Origin of the sequence: Streptomyces sp. Y1, from assembly GCF_041053115.1 — a bacterium.
GTDB lineage: Bacteria > Actinomycetota > Actinomycetes > Streptomycetales > Streptomycetaceae > Kitasatospora > Kitasatospora rubellomurina.
The window spans coordinates 4,503,822-4,522,919 of record NZ_CP163445.1 but is presented as its reverse complement, the minus strand read 5'-3'; the positions used below and the strand labels follow the sequence as shown (position 1 = coordinate 4,522,919).

The 19,098-nt window shown below is 70.6% G+C and carries 16 protein-coding genes; 5 read left to right on the top strand and 11 right to left on the bottom strand.

Annotated features, from left to right (window positions below; translation table 11 throughout):
• Positions 1-114: 114 nt before the first annotated feature.
• The 5 genes from AB2U05_RS19470 to rfbB form a co-directional block, all read right to left on the bottom strand.
• Positions 115-1,923 (bottom strand): phospholipid carrier-dependent glycosyltransferase, encoded by a 1,809-nt coding sequence (locus AB2U05_RS19470; protein WP_369183847.1) that lies wholly within the window; start codon positions 1,921-1,923, stop codon positions 115-117.
• 207 nt (positions 1,924-2,130) lie between these two features.
• Positions 2,131-2,910 carry a glycosyltransferase family 2 protein gene (locus tag AB2U05_RS19465; RefSeq protein WP_045693048.1) on the bottom strand — a complete coding sequence of 260 codons (780 nt, stop codon included), beginning with the start codon at positions 2,908-2,910 and terminating at the stop codon, positions 2,131-2,133.
• Positions 2,907-3,308, bottom strand: a complete 402-nt coding sequence (locus AB2U05_RS19460) for a DUF2304 domain-containing protein (RefSeq protein ID WP_063773458.1) — start codon at positions 3,306-3,308, stop codon at positions 2,907-2,909. The genes AB2U05_RS19465 and AB2U05_RS19460 overlap by 4 nt, the downstream gene beginning before the upstream one ends.
• Positions 3,309-3,420: 112 nt before the next feature.
• Positions 3,421-4,737, bottom strand: a complete 1,317-nt coding sequence (locus tag AB2U05_RS19455; RefSeq protein WP_369183846.1) for a hypothetical protein — start codon at positions 4,735-4,737, stop codon at positions 3,421-3,423.
• A complete protein-coding gene (gene rfbB, locus AB2U05_RS19450; protein WP_045693049.1) occupies positions 4,734-5,708 on the bottom strand; it encodes a dTDP-glucose 4,6-dehydratase in 975 nt (324 codons plus the stop codon). The genes AB2U05_RS19455 and rfbB overlap by 4 nt, the downstream gene beginning before the upstream one ends.
• Before the next feature lie 82 nt (positions 5,709-5,790).
• Between rfbB and rfbA the strand changes: the two genes are divergently transcribed.
• From rfbA to AB2U05_RS19425, 5 genes are all read left to right on the top strand, one after another.
• On the top strand, positions 5,791-6,666 hold the full coding sequence (rfbA, locus tag AB2U05_RS19445) for a glucose-1-phosphate thymidylyltransferase RfbA (RefSeq protein ID WP_045693050.1): 876 nt from the start codon (positions 5,791-5,793) through the stop codon (positions 6,664-6,666).
• The gene (locus AB2U05_RS19440) at positions 6,663-7,262 is read left to right on the top strand and encodes a dTDP-4-dehydrorhamnose 3,5-epimerase family protein (protein WP_045709381.1); all 600 of its coding nucleotides are present in this window, start codon (positions 6,663-6,665) and stop codon (positions 7,260-7,262) included. The genes rfbA and AB2U05_RS19440 overlap by 4 nt, the downstream gene beginning before the upstream one ends.
• Positions 7,263-7,411: 149 nt before the next feature.
• Entirely contained in the window at positions 7,412-8,314 is a 903-nt protein-coding gene (locus AB2U05_RS19435) for a glycosyltransferase family A protein (RefSeq protein ID WP_045693052.1), read from the top strand.
• A gap of 30 nt (positions 8,315-8,344) precedes the next feature.
• Positions 8,345-9,301, top strand: coding sequence for an NAD(P)-dependent oxidoreductase (locus AB2U05_RS19430; RefSeq protein WP_045709382.1), 957 nt, complete (start codon positions 8,345-8,347; stop codon positions 9,299-9,301).
• A gap of 96 nt (positions 9,302-9,397) precedes the next feature.
• The gene (locus tag AB2U05_RS19425; protein WP_369183845.1) at positions 9,398-10,675 is read left to right on the top strand and encodes an acyltransferase family protein; all 1,278 of its coding nucleotides are present in this window, start codon (positions 9,398-9,400) and stop codon (positions 10,673-10,675) included.
• Between the two features lie 88 nt (positions 10,676-10,763).
• Here AB2U05_RS19425 and AB2U05_RS19420 read toward each other — a convergent pair whose 3' ends face one another.
• The 6 genes from AB2U05_RS19420 to rpsG form a co-directional block, all read right to left on the bottom strand.
• On the bottom strand, positions 10,764-11,234 hold the full coding sequence (locus AB2U05_RS19420; RefSeq protein WP_078859641.1) for a GtrA family protein: 471 nt from the start codon (positions 11,232-11,234) through the stop codon (positions 10,764-10,766).
• Positions 11,235-11,260: 26 nt separating this feature from the next.
• Positions 11,261-13,699, bottom strand: coding sequence for a hypothetical protein (locus tag AB2U05_RS19415; protein WP_369183844.1), 2,439 nt, complete (start codon positions 13,697-13,699; stop codon positions 11,261-11,263).
• A gap of 102 nt (positions 13,700-13,801) precedes the next feature.
• Positions 13,802-14,812, bottom strand: coding sequence for a glycosyltransferase family 2 protein (locus AB2U05_RS19410; RefSeq protein ID WP_045693056.1), 1,011 nt, complete (start codon positions 14,810-14,812; stop codon positions 13,802-13,804).
• A 282-nt stretch (positions 14,813-15,094) separates the two neighbouring features.
• Positions 15,095-16,288 (bottom strand): elongation factor Tu, encoded by a 1,194-nt coding sequence (gene tuf / locus AB2U05_RS19405; RefSeq protein WP_045693057.1) that lies wholly within the window; start codon positions 16,286-16,288, stop codon positions 15,095-15,097.
• A 194-nt stretch (positions 16,289-16,482) separates the two neighbouring features.
• Complete coding sequence (fusA, locus tag AB2U05_RS19400; protein ID WP_045693058.1) at positions 16,483-18,588, bottom strand: elongation factor G; 2,106 nt, start codon at positions 18,586-18,588, stop codon at positions 16,483-16,485.
• 39 nt (positions 18,589-18,627) lie between these two features.
• The gene (gene rpsG, locus AB2U05_RS19395; protein ID WP_030055803.1) at positions 18,628-19,098 is read right to left on the bottom strand and encodes a 30S ribosomal protein S7; all 471 of its coding nucleotides are present in this window, start codon (positions 19,096-19,098) and stop codon (positions 18,628-18,630) included.

Sequence of the window (19,098 nt, the reverse complement as noted above, 5' to 3'; positions counted from 1 at the left end):
ACTCAACCGAGCAACTTGGACATACTGCCACATGGAGCAGCCCGGATGCCAATCGGGGCCGGTGAGGTGCTCCTCACCGGCCCCGATCGGGTGGCCCTCGCGCCGTTCAGGCGGTCAGCGCTGGCGCCAGATGACCCAGCCGCCCTGCTTGTCCGTCCGGTCCACGTACCAGTTCGCCGGGTGGGTCGGCCAGTAGGACTCGGGCGCGGCCTTCGGGTCGGACGGCAGCGGCGTCAGGACGGCCGTCGCGCCCTCCGGGACGGGCTGCCAGCGCGGGTCCCGGTACCAGACCCGGCCCGGGTAGACCTCGTAGGTCTGGGTGGCCCGCAGGCCCCAGTCCACGTCCCAGGCGATCACCAGGTTGTCCTTGGGCTTGATCCCGGCGGTCTTGGTGAACCCGGTGGCGGCGGACTTGCGCCAATGCGAGAACGGCTTGGAGACGTGCTCGGTGATCGTCGAGATCGAGAAGCAGGCGAAGAACGCCAGCGTGATGCCGATCGCCCACATCACCTTGCGGCCGCCCGCGAGCAGCAGCAGCACGACGCCCGCCAGGACCACGAACGCGGCGGCCGTCGCCCGCATCATGTTGAGCTTCGTCCAGTCCGCGCTCAGGAACGCCACGTCCGGCATGCCCCACAGCACGAACACCTGGGTGCGCAGCTTCGAGCCGGCCGACCAGATGACGCCCTGCGCCAGCAGCAGCGTGAAGGCGGCGGTGGCGACCGCCGCGTACCCCAGGCGCCGGCGCGGGAGCCGGGCGAGGAGCGCGGTGCCCGCCACGAAGGCGGCCGGGATCAGGTACGAGGTGTACCGGGCGTACACCCAGTCGTCGATCCGGGCGTCGTCCGGCAGCGCCGCGGCGGAGGCCAGCGCGGTGCCGAAGAGCAGCGCCACCATGACGCCGCCGACGATCCGGTCCGGCCGCCGGAAGCGGCTGCTGAACACCGCGACGACGCAGACCACGATGGCCAGCCCGCCGATGCCCCAGGTGGAGACGATGAAGTACCAGACCTGGCCGACCGTACGGGTCAGGGTGCGCCGGAGGATGCTGAAGTCCTTCAGGCCGTCCATCAGGAAGGTGCCGACCTGGCTCGGCGGCACCGTGAACTGCCGCTCCAGCCACCAGGCGAGCGCCTTCGCGGCGCCCGCGCCGACGCCGAGCGCGCCGAGCCCGGCCAGCGTGGTGCGCCAGGGCGCCCAGCGCAGCACGAGCACGCCGACCAGGACCACGCCGGTCACCGCGACCACGACGCCGCCGCGGTCGTGGGTGGCCATCGAGTAGCCGGCCGCGAGGCCCATGCCGACCGCGTACCAGGCGCGCCGCTTGACCGTGCCCTCGGTCAGCCAGCCGTGCATGCACAGCAGCCAGGCCAGGATCAGCACCGGCAGGACGGTGTCCGCCATCGCGAACTGCGAGTAGAAGATCACCGGCGGCAGCAGCGCGGTGACGCCGCCGAACACGTAGGCGAGCAGCCGGCGCACGCCCAGGCGGCGCAGCGCCAGGTAGGCCAGCGGGAACACCAGCGCGTTGAGCAGCGCGTTGATGCCGAGGATCAGGTGGTAGACCGTGGTCGGGTCGGAGGAGAGCCGCATCGCCGGGGAGATCAGCAGCGGGTAGCCGCCCGGGATGACCACGCCGACCGGGACCTCGGTGGCCGAGCGGCCGGCCAGGACCCGGGACAGCACGAGGTAGGTGTCCTCGTCCGGGTGGACCGAGGGGAAGTCCAGGCCCCGCACGAGCACGAGGCGGAAGGCGACCTCCAACGCGTAGCCGACGACCAGCGCCACCGGCCAGAACCACCGGCAGGTCCGGATCTCGTCGAACCGCCGCACCAGGCGGTCCGTCCGCCCGTCCCCCGGCTCGGGTCGTCTGCTCTCCTGGGCGCCGCGGCGCTCGCCGACGGTGTCTGCTGTTGTCTGCACTGAAGTCCGACTCTTCCCCTGGATGGTCCGGTCTACGAGAAACCCGGCAGGCCGTTCGGCCCCGATCGCGGCCGCGCGGCCGCCCGGAGGCGCCGACGGAGACGGCCGTTCGTGGAGCTCACGCTAACAAGTTGCACAGAACCCGTGCACGAACGCGGGCTGTCCAACCTCCCCCATCCTCCTGACGCCCCGGGTACCCGGCCCGGTTCAGCTCCGCCCGGCGAACTGCCGAGCGGGAGCCGCCGCCTTCTTGGTGGCGGGCTGGATCGCCTTGATGTGCTTGGGCATCCTGCGGATCATCGCGAGCAGCAGGACCAGGCCGGCCCGGGCGAGGTAGATGGTCGCCTTGATCGGGGAGGCACTGGGCGTGCCGGTGGTCCGCTCGCGCATCGCGACCGGGACCTGGCGGATGACGAAGCCGCAGCGGGCCGCGCCGACCATGCTCTCGATCGTGTCGCCCAGGTACTCGACCGGGTACCACTGCGAGAAGAACTCGATCATCGGCTTGTTGCAGGCCTTGAAGCCCGAGGTGGTGTCGGTCAGCCGGGTGCGGGCGATCCGGGAGAGCACCACCGAGAGCAGCTTCATCGCCCAGGAGCGCGGGCCGCGCACCCGGTACTCGCCCTCGCCGGCGAAGCGGGCGCCGATGACCAGGTCGGCCTCGTCGAGCTTGGCGATCAGCGACGGCACGTACGAGGGGTCGTGCTGGCCGTCCGCGTCGCACTGCAGCGCGATGTCGTAGTCGTGCAGGTGCGCGTAGCGGTAGCCGAAGCGCATGGCGCCGCCGACGCCCAGGTTGTACGGCAGCTGCGCGACCTTGGAGCCGTGCGCCGCGGCGACGGCCGCGGTGTCGTCCACCGAGCCGTCGTCGACGACCAGGGTGTCCACGCCCGGCAGCTTCTGCTGGATCTCGCGGAGGATCTTGGGCAGTCCCTCGGCCTCGTTCCAGGCCGGGAGGATGATCAGTACCCGCTTGCCGTCGATCATGCCGTCACCCCGGGGTCGGTCGCCTTGGCGGCGTCGTTGTTGCTGCGCGCGATCGGGTAGTCGTGGTGCTCGGCCAGGTACGCGCGCATCATCGCGACGTCCTCGGCCAGCGTGCGGGTCTCGGCCTCCAGCCGGGAGGCCTCCCAGCTCAGGTGCAGCGAGACCAGCAGCAGCAGGACGAAGCCCGCGAACAGGACCAGGCTGACGCCGGAGGCGATGCCGAGCTTCCGGGCGGTCGAGTCCAGGATCGTCGGGAAGAAGCCGAGCGGCGCGACGACGACGCCGATCGCGAGCCAGATCGCCGCGTACTTCTCCCGGAGCTGCTGGCGACGCAGCAGTTCCAGGATGTAGACGAGCACCAGCACGCCGGTGATCGAGGTGATGACGGTGAGATGCACGACTGAGAGCGCCTTTCAGCGACAGTGGCGTGGCCAAGAGATCACAGTGTAAAAGGCGTGGCGTGACGTGCCTGCCGCCGCCGGTTGTGGTAACCCCGGGTCGACCGGGGTCTCAGACCTGGGACGACCGGGAGGCCGCCGCGGTTGCCCGCTGATCCGTCACGGACCCGGCCGGAGCGGCCAGGGAGCGGTTCAGCGCCCATAGCATGGCAGCCGCGCTGACGGCGGCACCAGCCAGGTAGGCGAGTTCGACCCGGGTGGCGATCGCACCGGGCACCAGGGTGACCGTGACCAGGACCACGGTGCCGGCGAGCCAGGAGGCCAACTGCCGCTGGTGGCGGCCGAGCGAGAGCAGCGCCTGGCCGAAGACCGTCGCGAGCATGTAGCAGAGCGTGCCGAGCGAGAGCCACAGGAAGTCGGCCGGGCCGAGCACGTCCTGCGCCTTGAAGAACACGCGGATGGCCCACGGGCCGAGCAGCACGGTCGGCAGCCCGGCGGCGGTGCACATCAGCACCACGATGCCGCCGGTGCGCAGCAGCACCTTGCGGAACTCCCCGTGGTTGCCGGCCGCTGCGGCGCCGGACAGCGAGGAGACCAGCGAGGCCTGGATGGCGGCGTACGCGAAGAGCGGCACGCGGGCCAGCACCACCGCGTTGAGCAGCGCCGCGATCAGCGCCTTGGAGGACGGCGAGAGCACGCCGACGCTCACCACCGCAGCGTTGACCATCAGCTGCGCCAGCAGCGTCGAGCCGGTCAGCAGGCCGAGGCCGGTGACGACGTCGCGCCAGGCCGGCGCCGGGCCGCCGCGCCGGTCGGCGAGCACCGAGCGCATCCCGATCGCCGAGGCGGCGAGCGGCGAGATCACCAGGATCAGGCTGAACGCGAACGCCGAGTGCACGCCGAACAGCGGGATCAGCGCGGCCAGACCGATCCGCAGACCGCCGTCGACGCCCAGCTGCAGGCCGTACGAGCCGAACCGGCCGAGGCCGGCCAGCGCGCCGCGGGCCACCGAGCTGACCGCCAGGCCGACCAGGGCGCCGCCCATGCCGACCACCAGGCCGAGGTCGCCGGAGAAGAACCGGTCGGCGATCGGACGGGCCGCGGCCGCGACGCCGGCCAGCACCACGGTGAGCACCACGACGGTGGCCAGCAGCACCCGCCGGATGGCCGGCCCGGGGCCCTGGCCGGCCACGTCACGGGCGGCCACCAGCCGGTTCAGCTCCAGCTCGACCGGCGAGAACAGGCCGTACCCGACCGACATGACCAGGGTCCACAGCATCGAGACCCCGGCCACCTGCGTGGTGTCCAAGCCGTGCCCGGCGAGCGCCAGGAAGATGTACGAGGAGGCACCGAGCACGACGGTGCCCCCCGCGACGAGCCGCACACCGGGGGGCAGCGCCCCCAGCAGCTTGGCCACCGGGTTCGTCATCGCAGGGCGGCCTTGGCCTTCAGCGGCTCCCACCAGGCGCGGTTCTCGCGGTACCAGGCGATGGTGGCCGCGAGGCCGTCCTCGAAGCGCACCTGCGGGGCGTAGCCCAGCTCCTCGCCGATCTTGGTGATGTCGAGCGAGTAGCGCAGGTCGTGGCCCTTGCGGTCGGCGACCGGCTCGACCATCGACCAGTCGGCGCCGGCGGCCTGCAGCAGCAGCTCGGTCAGCTCCTTGTTGGTCAGCTCGGTGCCGCCGCCGATGTTGTAGACCTCGCCGGCCCGGCCCTTGCGCATCGCGAGGTCGATGCCGCGGCAGTGGTCGGAGACGTGCAGCCAGTCGCGGATGTTGCCGCCGGTGCCGTACAGCGGCACCTTCTTGCCGTCCAGCAGGTTCGTGGTGAACAGCGGGATGACCTTCTCCGGGAACTGGTAGTGCCCGTAGTTGTTGGAGCAGCGGGTCACCACGACGTCCATGCCGTGGGTGCGGTGGTAGGCCAGCGCCAGCAGGTCGGAGCCGGCCTTGGAGGCGGAGTACGGGGAGTTCGGCACGAGCGGCCACTCCTCCGTCCAGGAGCCCTCGGAGATCGAGCCGTACACCTCGTCGGTGGAGACGTGGACGAAGCGGCCGACGCCGTGCTTGCGGGCCGCGTCCAGCAGCACCTGGGTGCCGAGGACGTTGGTCACCACGAACGGGCCGGCGCCCTCGATCGAGCGGTCGACGTGCGACTCGGCCGCGAAGTGCACGACCACGTCGTGCCCGGGCATCACCTGGTCGACGGCCTCGGCGTCGCAGATGTCGCCGCGGACGAAGGTGTAGCCGCTGTGGTCGGCGACCGGGGCCAGGTTGGCCTCGACACCGGAGTAGGTGAGCTTGTCGAAGACGGTGATCCGGTCCGTGGCGCCGGCGCCGAGCAGCTGGCGGACGAACTCTGAACCGATGAAGCCGGCGCCGCCGGTGACGAGGATGCGCATAGTGCGGGAAGTCTACCGGGGCGCGGAGAACCCTCCGCCCCGCCCCGGCAGGGGCCCGCGGACCTCACATAAGCTGCGGGGCATGCGTGGAATCCTCTTGGCCGGCGGCACCGGCTCCCGACTCTGGCCGCTGACCCGGGCTGTCTCGAAGCAGCTCCTCCCGGTCTTCGACAAGCCGATGATCTACTACCCGCTGTCGACCCTGGTGATGGCCGGGATCAGCGAGATCCTCATCATCACGACCCCCCAGGACCAGGACCAGTTCCAGCGCCTGCTCGGCGACGGCTCCCAGTTCGGGCTGAAGCTGGAGTACGCCGTCCAGGAGAAGCCCGAGGGCATCGCCCAGGCCTTCGTCCTCGGCGCCGACTTCATCGGCGACGAGCCCGTCGCACTGATCCTCGGCGACAACATCTTCCACGGCAGCGGCCTGGGCACCCGGCTCGCCGAGCGCACCTCCCCGCAGGGCGGCATGGTGTTCGCCTACCCCGTCGCCGACCCGACCGCCTACGGCGTCGTCGAGTTCGACGAGGCCGGCCAGGTCATCTCCATCGAGGAGAAGCCGACCGCGCCCAAGTCCCGCTACGCGGTGCCCGGCCTGTACTTCTACGACAACCGCGTGGTGGAGATCGCCCGCGACCTGACGCCGAGCGCCCGCGGCGAGCTGGAGATCACCGCCGTCAACGAGGAGTACCTCAAGCTCGGCGAGCTGCACGTCACCGTGCTCGACCGCGGCACCGCCTGGCTGGACACCGGCACCTTCGTCTCGATGGTCCAGGCCTCGGAGTTCGTCCGGGTCATCGAGGAGCGCCAGGGCTTCAAGATCGGCTGCATCGAGGAGGCCGCCTGGCGGGCCGGCCTGATCGACGACGCGCAGCTGCGCGAGCTGGCCGAGCCGCTGTGCAAGAGCGGCTACGGCCAGTACCTGATCGCGCTGCTCGACGAGGAGGCGGCCAAGTGAAGTTCCGCGAGCTGTCCATCGAGGGCGCCGTCGAGGTCACCCCGCAGCTGCACGGCGACCCCCGCGGCCTGTTCATGGAGTGGTACCGCTTCGACCACCTCCAGGAGGTCGTCGGCCACCCGCTGCGGCTGGCCCAGGGCAACCTGTCGGTGTCCGCCAAGGACGTGGTGCGCGGCATCCACTTCGCCGACGTCCCGCCCGGCCAGGCCAAGTACGTCAGCTGCGTGCGCGGCGCCGTCCTGGACGTGATCGTCGACCTGCGGGTGGGCTCCCCCACCTTCGGGACGTGGGAGTTCGTCCGGCTCGACGACGTCGAGCGCAAGGCGGTCTACATCGCCGAGGGCCTCGGCCACGGGTTCTGCGCCCTGACCGACGACGCCACCCTGTCGTACGTCTGCTCCGAGACCTACAACCCGACCGGCGAGCACGCGGTGCACCCGCTCGACCCGGACCTCGGCATCGAGTGGCCCACCGACGCCCCGCAGCTGTCCGCCCGCGACGCCGCCGCGCCCTCGCTCGCCGAGGCGATCGCGAGCGGCCTGCTGCCGGACTACGAGAAGTGCCGCGCCTACACCGAGAGCCTGCGCACGGCCTGAGCCCGACCGATGCCCGGACCGCCGCCCGCAGGGCCGGTGGTCCGGGCATCACCGTCGGTGGGGGCCCGCTCGCGGCTCAGTATGATGGGCCCGCCGCGGGGCCCCGCCCCGCCCGCCGGCCCGAACCGACCTCCGGATGTGCCTCCACCATGACCACCCTGGAAATCCTGCTGCCGTACTACGGCGACGTCGCACTGATGCAGGAAGCCGTCCGCAGCGTGCTGGCCCAGACCGACCCGGACTGGCGGCTCACCGTCGTGGACGACGGGAAGGAGCCCGGGGTCCCCGAGTGGTTCGCCGAGCTGGGCGACTCCCGGGTGCGGTACTTCCGCAACGAGCAGAACCTCGGCGTCACCGGCAACTACCGCAAGTGCCTCGGCCTGGCCGAGTACGAGCACCTGGTGTTCATGGGCACCGACGACGTCATGCTGCCCGGCTACGTCGCCACCGTCCGCTCGATCCTCACCCAGTACCCCGGCGTCGCGATGATCCAGCCCGGCGTCCAGGTCATCGGCAGCGACGGCCGGCCCAGCACCTCGCTCGCCGACGAGTCCAAGCGCCGCATCTACGCGCCCAAGCAGCGCGGCCGGGTGCTGATGGGCGGCGAGGACCTCGCGGTCAGCCTGCTCAAGGGCAACTGGCTGTACTTCCCCTCGATCTGCTGGCGCACCGAGGCCGTGAAGACCACCGGCTTCCGCGACAACCTGGAGATCATCCAGGACCTCGCCCTGGTCATCGACCTGCTGCAGGCCGGCGAGCAGATGGTCGTCGACGACGAGCGGGTCTTCCAGTACCGCCGGCACGCCGTCAGCATCTCCTCCTCGTCCGCGTTCAGCGGCACCCGCTTCACCGAGGCCAGGCGCTACTTCCTGGACGCCGCCGACCGCCTCGACGCCCAGGGCTGGCCGCGGGCGGCGCGCGCCTCCCGGCTCCACCTGTCCGCCCGCATCCACGCCCTCACCCTCGTCCCGGGCGCGATGCGCGCCGGCCAGTGGCAGGGCGCGAAGACCCTGCTGCGCAACGCCACCAGCACGGCCCGCCGGCCCCGCTGACCCTTCGTCCTCCCCTTGGAGTCCTCCGCAATGAGCGCACCGCACACGGCACCGGCCCGGGTGGCCGTCCTCGGCGGCACCGGCTTCATCGGCCGGGTGCTCGGCGCCCGCCTGCTGGAGCGCGGCGCCGAGGTGGTCAGCCTCGCCCGCAAGGCCCCGGCCGAGCCGGCCCCCGGCCGCTTCCTCGCCTTCGACCTCTCCACCGGCGACCCGGCCGAGCTCACCGCGCTGCTGGAGCGCGAGGAGATCGACACCGTCGTCAACGCGGCCGGCGGCATGTGGGGCCTGAATGACGAGCAGATGTACCAGGCCAACGTCGTCCTCACCGAGCGGCTGGTCGAGGCCGTCGCCGCGATGGCCGCCCCGGCCCGGCTCGTCCACCTCGGCACCGTGCACGAGTACGGCATGGCCCCGGTCGGCACCAGCCAGCGCGAGAGCGACCCGGCCGCCCCGGTGATGGAGTACGGCAAGCTCAAGCTGGCCGCCACCGAGGCCGTCGTGCGCGCCGTCGAGGCCGGCCGGATCAGCGGCGTCGTGCTGCGCCTCGGCAACGTCGTCGGCGCCGGCCAGCCCGGCCACAGCCTGCTCGGCGTGATGGCCGGCAAGCTCGACGCCGCCCGCCGGGCCGGCGAGACCGCCCAGCTGTCGCTCCAGCCGCTCACCGCCCTGCGCGACTTCGTCGACCTCACCGACACCCTCGACGCCGTCCTGCTGGCCGCCGCCGACCGCTCGGCACCGGCCGTCGTCAACGTCGGCACCGGCTCCGCCTCCACCGCCCGGCAGCTGGTCGAGCTGCTGATCGAGGAGAGCGGCGTGCCGACCGAGATCACCGAGGTCCCGGCGCCGGACGGCACCGGCCCCGAGACCGAGTGGCAGCAGCTCGACGTCACCGTCGCCCGGGAGAGCCTCGGCTGGACCCCCCGCCGCACCCTGCGCGAGGCCGTCCGCGAGCTCTGGCTCGCCCAGACCGCCGACCCGGCCGCGTAGGGCCGCGCCCGACAGAGCAGCACCGGCGCCGGACGCACCCACCCGTCCGGCGCCTCCGCCATCGCGGCAGCACCCACCAGCCCCTGAGGAACCCCCATGAGACCGCGCAGTCTGCTCCGATCCCGGGGCACCCTGGCCGAGTTGTTCTCCGGCCGTGCCAACAGCTTCGGCCTGCTGCGCCTGCTGCTGGCCTCCTCCGTGGTGGTCTCGCACGTCTACCCGCTCGCCTGGGGCCACCTGGACCCGCTGTGGGAGAAGAGCGGCCAGCAGACCGACATCGGGAAGATGGCCGTGATCGGCTTCTTCGTGCTCTCCGGGTTCATGATCACGGGCAGCGGCCGGCGCAGCACCATCGGCCGCTACTCCTGGCACCGGGCGCTGCGCATCCTCCCCGGTCTCTGGGGCTCGCTGGTGATCTCCACCCTGGTGATCATGCCGCTGCTGTACCGCTGGCAGCACCACACCCTGAACGGCTTCTGGAACGACCCGAACGGCCCGAAGACCTACCTGCTCGGCACCTGGAACACCTCGCTGACCGGCGGCTGGGACGTCTCCGGCGTGATCCACGAGGGCATCCGGCGCGGCACCAACTTCGACGGCAGCGTCAACGGCGCGCTCTGGTCGCTCAAGTACGAGATCCTCTGCTACATCGTCGTCGGCCTGCTGGCCGCCGGCGGGGTGCTGCTGCGGGCCCGCCGCTTCGTCCCGCTGGCCGCGGTCGCGCTGTGGGTGCTGATCCTCAACGACTGGATCGAGGCGCCCGGCTGGCGCGGCATCCCCGGCGACATGGGCTCCGGCATCAACCTCCCGGGCCTGGGCTCACTGAGCATCCACTTCATCGTCCACCTGGGCTTCGTCTTCCTGATCGGCGCGACCTTCCAGCTCTACCGCGAGCGCATCCCGATCAACGACGCCCTGGCACTGGCGTCCGCGGTGGCCTTCCTGGCCACGCTGCGCTGGGGCGGCGTCTTCGTGATCGGCTACCCGGCCTTCGCCTACCTGCTGCTGTGGCTGGCGATCCGGCTGCCCGGCCCGTTCCAGCGGATCGGGCGCAAGCGGGACTACTCGTACGGCATCTACATCTACGGCTTCACCGTCGAGCAGGCGCTGGCGATGCTCGGCTACGCCAAGTACGGCAAGCTCGGCTTCCTCGCCTGCGCGCTGGCCGGGACGGTCGTGCTGGCCGCGCTGTCGTGGCACCTGATCGAGTCGCCGGTGATGAAGCTGAAGGACTGGACGCCCGGGCCGATCCGCCGGCTCAAGGCCCGCAAGGCCGCCCCGGCGGCCGCCCAGGACACCGCGCAGGACACCGCTGGGGCACCGACCGAGCGCCGCGAGGCGGAGGCCGTCCGGCCGCCCACCGTCTCCGCGTAGCGACGACCGCACGACGAACGGCGGAGCGCCCGGTGCCCGAGGCACCGGGCGCTCCGCCGTTCCGGTGTTCTGCCGTGTCCCGCGGGGCTCAGTCCTTGAAGACCCAGACCTTCATCAGCAGGAAGCGGACCACGGTGGCCAGGCCGTTGGCCACGATCAGGCCGCCGACCTCGACCACCTTGGAGGCGTGCGGCGCCGCGTAGTGCAGCAGCGCCAGCACGCCGGCGCTCAGGGCCAGCCCGATCACGAAGGCCACCGCGCCCTGCAGCTGGTGCTTGAGCGCCCCCTCCGAGCCGGTGATGCCGAAGGTGAAGCGGCGGTTGGCCGCGGTGTTGGCGACGGCACTGACCGCGAGCGCGATCAGGTTGGCGGCCTGCGGGTCGACCACCTGCCGCGCCGCCACGTAGAGGCCGAGGTAGAAGAGCGTGCTCAGCACCCCGATGATCGCGAAGGACGGGAGCTGTCGCTTGGCCGTGGAGCCGGACCGCTCCGCGGCCCCCGGCTCGTCGGTCGAGGCTCCTACGGCCCGCTTGTCGGTGGAGACCATGTCTGTGCCCATGCTTCGTCGTCGGGTCGGGTCGGTGGTCAGGACAGCTCGTACACGGCCACCCGGCCGTTGTCGAACACCTTCGGGGCGAGCCTCGCCAGCAGCGGCGACTCCTGGCCCGCCTTGCGCTGGACGACCAGGTAGCGGACGCGGTGGTCGTCGTGCAGCCGGCGCAGGATGTCGGCGGTCGGGTGGTAGAAGGCGTCCTCGTTGAGCTTGAGCAGCGCCGCGTCCCAGAACGGCGCGGTGGTCGCCGCGGCGCCGCCGGAGGTCGCCATCAGCCGCGGCGCGTACGCCCAGCCCTCGATCAGGACGGACCGCTCCGAGTACGCCCCCAGCCAGTGCGAACGGTAGTTGGTGCAGGTCGGGCCGTTCTTGTAGTCCTCGAACTCCCAGCAGTGGCCGTTGGTCGCCAGGACGTCCTTCGGGTCGCTGTGCGCGCGCACCCAGCGGGCACCGTCGATCTGCGTCTTCGGCAGGATCCAGGAGCCCTCCCAGACCACGTGCCGGGCCTGCAGGACGTCCAGCCCGAGGCCGGGCAGGCCGATCGCCAGGGTGGCCGTCAGCAGTACCACGCCGCCGCGCCGCCGCAGGGCCGGCACCGCCCGGGCCGCCGCCCACCACAGCAGCCCGCAGACGGCGGCGATCGCGGCCAGCACGCCGGCGGCGACCAGCGCGGGCAGCAGCGGGTCGTACGAGTGCCAGGCCTTCTCGTGGCCGAACAGCCCGACCGCCCACGTCGCCCAGTCCGCGGAGTACCGGTACATCAGGTACGTCAGGCCGCCCGCGAGCGCGAGCGCGCCGGCCAGGAGCGCCGCCACGGCCCGGCGCGGCAGCGCGGCCCGCTCGACGGCCTCGCAGTAGCCCCAGGCCGACAGCAGCGCGCCGAACGGCAGGCCGGCGATGGTGAAGTAGCTGGAGTTGAAGCCGTTCACGGCCAGGTAGGCGGCCGGCCCGGCGATCGCGCCGCCGAGCAGGAACCACTGCACCGGCTCCAGCCGGAACCGCCGGCGCCACATCAGCGGCAGCGCGCCGACCACCTTCAGCTGGTGGTTCAGCAGGAAGGCGCCCAGGGTCGCGGCGACCACCACGGCCTGCACCGCCGCCGTCCGGCTGTGCTGCGGATCGGCCCAGTACTGCTGGACGTTGCCGAACGGGATGACCTCCAGGCCGTAGCTCTCGAAGTCGAAGATGACGGCCGTCGCGAACAGCTGCGCGGCGCCGATCACCGCGCCGAGGCCGACGATCGGCCAGGGGATGCGCCGGGTGCCGATCAGCACCATCAGCCCGGCGAAGGCCAGGCCGGCCAGGGTCACCGGCAGCGAGCTCGCCTTGGCGGCGCTGGAGGCGAGCGCGAAGAGGGCGGTGAGCACGAAGGCGCCGCGGCCCAGCGCCGGCGCCCGCCCGTCGTCCGCCCGCCCGTCGTCGTCCAGGGGCCCGCCGTCCGCCCGGCCGCGCCGCAGCACGTCGCCGACCACGCCGATCAGCGCGATCAGCAGCGGCTGGCTGTAGGTGAGCGACAGGCTGACGAAGGACATCAGCCGGACCTCGGGCGCGCCGAAGGTCCAGCTGCTGACGTTGTTCGGGTAGGCCGCGGTGAACTCGCCCACCGCGAAGACCAGCACCGCCGCCACCGGGGCGGCCCAGGCCCGGCCGCTCAGCCGCTGGGCGACCACCGCCGTCACCAAGATGCCCAGCGCGGCCAGCGCCGGGACCATCAGCCGCATCTCGATCACGGTCAGGTCGATGTGCCCGACCAGGTCGCCCATCGCCATGTGGACGAAGGTGAACCAGTGGTAGTGCAGCGGCTCCCCCGCCGCCTGCGGCAGGGTGGGCGGGAAGTCGTGCTTGGCGTTGCCCGCGAGCGACAGCAGGTACGGCAGGTCGCCGTACTGCCGGGTGGTGTCGCTGTCCGGCAGGATCGGGAAGCGGGAGAGGAAGACCTCGTAGTAGTACACCGAGGTCAGCGCGACGACCCCGGCCACCGACCAGGACCAGCCCGCCGACTGCCGCCGGTAGCCGCGCGGCCGCCAGTGCCGGCGCAGCCCGGGCACCGCCAGGAACGGCACGACCACCAGCAGCGGCCAGGCGATCGCCGCCTTCTGCAGCCCGAGCGGCATCAGCACCGCCCAGGCCGCCAGCTCCAGCACCAGGCCGGTGGCGGCGCCGAGCGCCAGGTCCTCGACCAACGTGTACGGGCGGCGCCGCAGCGACCGGAACACCAGGGTGCCGGGCAGCAGCACGGCCCAGGCCGCATAAAAGGTGTAGCGGGCGATGTCGCCGGGCCGGGTGTCCGCGGCCAGCAGCAGGGCGACCAGCAGCAGGTAGGCGGCAGCGGCGGGGGCGAAACGCAGCAGCCGGCGGAGCACCGTTTCCCGGGGCCCGCCGGCCGTCACCGCCGTGGCGCGGGACGGCGCGTCCCGCAGGCGCACGTCGCCCGGCCCCGACGAGGTCCCGGTGCTGTCGGTGCTCCCCATGCTGTCCATTCCGTTGGTCTGGCCCCTCGCGCCGGCGGCGCCGTGGGACGGCCGCCGTCCGCGGCCGGGGCGCTCGGCCCCGGCCGCGGACGGCGGCGTTGCTCAGCCGGCGTAGGTGACGGTCCGGCGGGTCGTGCGGTCGTTGTCCTCGGCCGAGTCGTAGCCGACGAAGTACGCCGGGCGGGCCTGGGACGCCGAGTAGATCCGGCCGACGTACTCGCCGAGCAGGCCGATGCAGATCAGCTGGACGGCACCGAGGAAGAGCATGCCGATGAACAGCGAGGACCAGCCGGGCACGGTCTTGCCGAGCGCGTACTCGACGGTGGTGTAGATCCCCAGCGCGAAGCAGAGCACGAAGCTCAGCACGCCCAGCCAGGTCGCCAGCCGCAGCGGGGCGGCGGAGAAGTTGGTGATGCTGTCGACGGCCAGCCGGAGCATCTTCGACAGCGGGTAGTGGGTGCTGCCGGCCACGCGCTCCTCGCGCACGTAGACGACCTCGCCGCTGGGGAAGCCCAGCCACGGCACCAGCAGGCGGTAGACCGGCTGGTGCTCGGGCAGCGCCTTCAGCGCCTCGACGGCGGCCCGGCTGAGCAGGCGGAAGTCACCGGCCTGGTTGGGCATCTTCTTGCCGACGAGCTTGCGCATCAGCCAGTAGTAGGCGCCGGCCGTGCGCCGCTTGAAGACGGTGTCGGTGCCGCGGTCGCCGCGCACGCCGTAGACGATGTCGAGGTTCTGCTCGCGGGCCAGCGCGAGCATCTCGGGGATCTTCTCCGGCGGGTCCTGCAGGTCGGCGTCGATCGACACGACGTAGTCGCCGAAGGCCCGGTGGATGCCGGCGGTCAGCGCGGCCTGGTGCCCGGAGTTGCGGGCGAAGCGGACGATCCGGAACTCCGGCCAGTCCTGGTGGATCTTCTGCATGAGCGCGGGAGTCGCGTCCGTGCTGCCGTCGTCGATGCCGACGACCTCGTAGCTGATGCCGAGGCCGTCGAGGATCGGACGCAGCCGCTGGACGGTCAGAGGCAGCGCCTCCTGCTCGTTGTAGATCGGCATGACGACCGACAACAGCGGCGCGGGCCCCCCGGCCGGGCCGTTCCCGGATGCTTCGTTGAACATCGTGCTTGCCCGTCCCCATGTATCGAGTGCGATCGAGAAGGTGCTCCGCCGGGAGACGACACCGACCGGAGCCTCTCCCAACGCCCTGGAAGCTGCGGACGACAACGCGGGAGAGCCCAATGAGCCGCCAGGATAGCAGTCGGTTCTGGACAAACCTTCAACAGGCCGTTACCAGAAGCAGACGGGAGCACCACAGCTGACACACCGAAGGGCCCCGCACACCCGGAGGTGTGCGGGGCCCTTCGGCTCAGCCTCTACGAGGCGGGCAGGTCAGAGCCTCGATTACTTGAGGATCTTGGTGACCTGGCCGGCGCCCACGGTGCGGCCACCCTCACGGATGGCGAACTTCAGGCCCTCCTCCATGGCGATCGGCTGGATCAGCGCGACCGTCATGGCGGTGTTGTCGCCCGGCATGACCATCTCGGTGCCCTCGGGGAGGGTCACGACGCCGGTCACGTCCGTGGTACGGAAGTAGAACTGCGGGCGGTAGTTGTTGAAGAACGGGGTGTGGCGGCCACCCTCGTCCTTCGACAGGATGTAGGCCTGGGCCTCGAAGTCGGTGTGCGGGGTGACCGAACCCGGCTTGATGATGACCTGGCCGCGCTCGACGTCCTCGCGCTTGATGCCACGGAGCAGCAGACCGACGTTCTCACCGGCCTGGCCCTCGTCGAGCAGCTTGCGGAACATCTCGATGCCGGTGACCGTGGTGGTGGTCTTGGCTTCCTTGATGCCGATGATGTCGACGGTCTCGTTGACCTTGAGGATGCCGCGCTCGATGCGGCCGGTGACGACGGTGCCACGACCGGTGATCGTGAAGACGTCCTCGATCGGCATCAGGAACGGCTGGTCCACGGCGCGGGCCGGGGTGGGGATGTTCTCGTCGACGGCGTGCATCAGGCCGACGAGCTTCTCGCCCCACTCCTTGTCGCCCTCGAGGGCCTTCAGCGCGGAGACGCGGACGACCGGCAGGTCGTCGCCCGGGAACTCGTACTCGGAGAGCAGCTCGCGGACCTCGAGCTCGACGAGCTCCAGGATCTCCTCGTCGTCCACCATGTCGGCCTTGTTCAGGGCGACGACGATGTACGGAACGCCGACCTGGCGGGCCAGGAGGACGTGCTCCTTGGTCTGCGGCATCGGGCCGTCGGTGGCGGCGACCACCAGGATGGCGCCGTCCATCTGGGCGGCACCGGTGATCATGTTCTTGATGTAGTCAGCGTGACCCGGGCAGTCGACGTGGGCGTAGTGACGCGCCTCGGTCTGGTACTCGACGTGCGCGATCGAGATGGTGATACCGCGCTGACGCTCCTCCGGGGCCTTGTCGATCTGGTCGAACGGCGTGAAGGGGTTCAGGTCCGGGTACGCGTCGTGCAGCACCTTGGTGATGGCCGCGGTCAGCGTGGTCTTGCCGTGGTCGATGTGACCGATGGTGCCGATGTTGACGTGGGGCTTCGTCCGCTCGAACTTCGCCTTGGCCACTGAGTCCTCCTGAGGACAGTTCCTGTACGCCGTGCTGACGTCAGTTGGTCTTTGATCGGGCTTGGTCCGGGTGCCGGAAGCACCTCGTACCGTCCCATGGGTGGGGGCCGGAGGCCCTGGGAGAATCCGTCCGGATCCTCCCAGGTCGCCTCCTAATAGCCTAAAGGGTCGGAATCATCCCGGAAGTCGGGACGTCACTCACCCTTGGACTTGGCGATGATCTCCTCAGCCACGGCCTTGGGGACCTCGGCGTACGAGTCGAACTGCATCGAGTAGCTCGCGCGACCAGAGGTCTTGCTGCGCAGGTCACCGACGTAGCCGAACATCTCGGAGAGGGGCACCAGCGCCGTGACGACGCGGGCACCGTGGCGCTCGTCCATGGACCGGATCTGGCCACGACGAGAGTTGATGTCACCGATCACGTCGCCCATGTAGTCCTCGGGCGTGGTGACCTCGACGGCCATCATCGGCTCAAGAAGGACCGGCTTGGCCTTCCTGGCGCCTTCCTTGAAGGCCATCGAACCGGCGATCTTGAACGCGAGCTCGGAGGAGTCGACGTCGTGCGACTGACCGTCGAGGAGCTTCACGCGGACGCCCTGGAGCGGGTAGCCGGCGAGGACACCGAACTCCATGGCCTCCTGGCAACCGGCGTCGACCGACGGGATGTACTCGCGCGGAACGCGGCCACCGGTGACCAGGTTGACGAACTCGTAGCCCTCGGCCTGCTCGAGCGGCTCGATCGCGATCTGCACCTTGGCGAACTGACCGGAACCACCGGTCTGCTTCTTGTGGGTGTAGTCGATGCGCTCGACGGCCTGACGGATCGTCTCGCGGTACGCGACCTGCGGCTTGCCGACGTTGGCCTCGACCTTGAACTCACGCTTCATACGGTCGACCAGCACCTCGAGGTGCAGCTCGCCCATACCCGCGATGATGGTCTGGCCGGTCTCCTCGTCCGTGTTGACCTGGAAGGACGGGTCCTCCTCGGCGAGACGCTGGATGGCGACACCCAGCTTCTCCTGGTCACCCTTGGACTTGGGCTCGATGGCGACGCGGATGACCGGGGCCGGGAAGTCCATGGACTCCAGGATGACCGGGTTCTTCTCGTCGGCCAGCGTCTCACCGGTGGTGGTCTGCTTCAGGCCCATGACGGCGACGATGTCGCCGGCGCCCACCGACTCGATCTCCTCACGCTTGTTCGCGTGCATGCGGTAGATCTTGCCGATGCGCTCCTTCTTGCCCTTGACGGCGTTCAGCACCGAGGTGCCGGACTCCAGGCGGCCGGAGTAGATCCGGACGAAGGTGAGCTTGCCCAGGTGCGGGTCGGACATGATCTTGAACGCCAGCGCAGCCAGCGGCTCGTCGTCCGAAGCCTTACGGGAGATCTTGGTCTCCGGGTCGTTCGGCTTGGTGCCCTCGATGGACTCGATGTCCAGCGGCGACGGCAGGTACTTGACGACCGCGTCGAGCAGGGGCTGAACGCCCTTGTTCTTGAAGGCGGTACCGCAGAAGATCGGGGTGAAGTCCGAGTTCAGGGTGCCCTTGCGGATGACGTCCTGCAGCAGCTCGACCGGGATCTCCTCGCCCTCGAGGAAGAGCTCGGCGATCTCGTCGCTGATGGTCGAGACGGTGTCGATCAGCTGCTCGCGGTACTCGTCCGCCTGCTCCTGCAGCTCGGCCGGGATGTCGACGACGTCGTACATCTCGCCCTTGGCGGCCTCGGCCGACCACACGAGGGCCTTCATGCGGACAAGGTCGACAACGCCCTTGAAGTCCGCCTCGGCACCGATCGGGAGCTGCATCACCAGCGGGGTGGCGCCGAGGCGCTCCACGATGGTGTCGACGCAGAAGAAGAAGTTCGCGCCCGTGCGGTCCAGCTTGTTGATGAAGCAGATGCGCGGGACGCCGTAGCGGTCAGCCTGCCGCCACACGGTCTCGGACTGGGGCTCGACACCGGCGACACCGTCGAACACCGTCACGGCACCGTCGAGGACGCGCAGCGAACGCTCCACCTCGACGGTGAAGTCGACGTGACCCGGGGTGTCGATGATGTTGATGGTGTGGTCGGCATCGTCGACCGTCCAGTGACAGGTCGTCGCGGCCGACGTGATCGTGATGCCGCGCTCCTGCTCCTGCTCCATCCAGTCCATGGTGGCAGCGCCATCGTGGACCTCACCGATCTTGTACGACACACCGGTGTAGAACAGGATCCGCTCGGTGGTGGTCGTCTTGCCCGCGTCGATGTGCGCCATGATCCCGATGTTGCGGACCTTGGCGAGGTCAAGGGAGGTTGCAGCCATGGTGGCTCGTTCTCTCTCTGTCTAGTGACGGGGTACGGACTACCAGCGGTAGTGCGCGAAGGCCTTGTTGGACTCGGCCATCTTGTGGGTGTCCTCGCGACGCTTCACGGAAGCGCCCAGGCCGTTGCTGGCGTCGAGGATCTCGTTCATCAGACGCTCGGTCATGGTCTTCTCGCGACGGGCGCGGGAGTAACCGACCATCCAGCGCAGCGCCAGGGTGCTGGCGCGGCCCGGACGGACCTCGACCGGAACCTGGTAGGTCGCGCCACCGACACGGCGGGACTTGACCTCGAGGGCCGGCTTGACGTTCTCCAGCGCACGCTTCAGCGTGACGACCGGGTCCGAGCCGGTCTTCTCACGGACGCCCTCGAGGGCGCCGTAGACGATCCGCTCGGCGGTGGAGCGCTTGCCGTGCAGCAGGATCTTGTTGACCAGCTGGGTGACGACCGGGGAGCCGTAGACCGGGTCGATGATGACCGGGCGCTTCGGGGCGGGGCCCTTACGAGGCAT

Bases quoted from the DNA above. Each gene is read 5' to 3' on its own strand.
- AB2U05_RS19425 (WP_369183845.1), top strand. From the start codon at position 9,398: ATGAGACCGCGCAGTCTGCTCCGATCCCGGGGCACCCTGGCCGAGTTG.
- rfbA (WP_045693050.1), top strand. From the start codon at position 5,791: ATGCGTGGAATCCTCTTGGCCGGCGGCACCGGCTCCCGACTCTGGCCG.
- AB2U05_RS19420 (WP_078859641.1), bottom strand. From the start codon at position 11,234: ATGGGCACAGACATGGTCTCCACCGACAAGCGGGCCGTAGGAGCCTCG.
- AB2U05_RS19410 (WP_045693056.1), bottom strand. From the start codon at position 14,812: ATGTTCAACGAAGCATCCGGGAACGGCCCGGCCGGGGGGCCCGCGCCG.
- rpsG (WP_030055803.1), bottom strand. From the start codon at position 19,098: ATGCCTCGTAAGGGCCCCGCCCCGAAGCGCCCGGTCATCATCGACCCG.
- AB2U05_RS19465 (WP_045693048.1), bottom strand. From the start codon at position 2,910: ATGATCGACGGCAAGCGGGTACTGATCATCCTCCCGGCCTGGAACGAG.
- AB2U05_RS19415 (WP_369183844.1), bottom strand. From the start codon at position 13,699: ATGGGGAGCACCGACAGCACCGGGACCTCGTCGGGGCCGGGCGACGTG.
- fusA (WP_045693058.1), bottom strand. From the start codon at position 18,588: ATGGCTGCAACCTCCCTTGACCTCGCCAAGGTCCGCAACATCGGGATC.
- AB2U05_RS19435 (WP_045693052.1), top strand. From the start codon at position 7,412: ATGACCACCCTGGAAATCCTGCTGCCGTACTACGGCGACGTCGCACTG.
- AB2U05_RS19430 (WP_045709382.1), top strand. From the start codon at position 8,345: ATGAGCGCACCGCACACGGCACCGGCCCGGGTGGCCGTCCTCGGCGGC.
- AB2U05_RS19455 (WP_369183846.1), bottom strand. From the start codon at position 4,737: ATGACGAACCCGGTGGCCAAGCTGCTGGGGGCGCTGCCCCCCGGTGTG.
- rfbB (WP_045693049.1), bottom strand. From the start codon at position 5,708: ATGCGCATCCTCGTCACCGGCGGCGCCGGCTTCATCGGTTCAGAGTTC.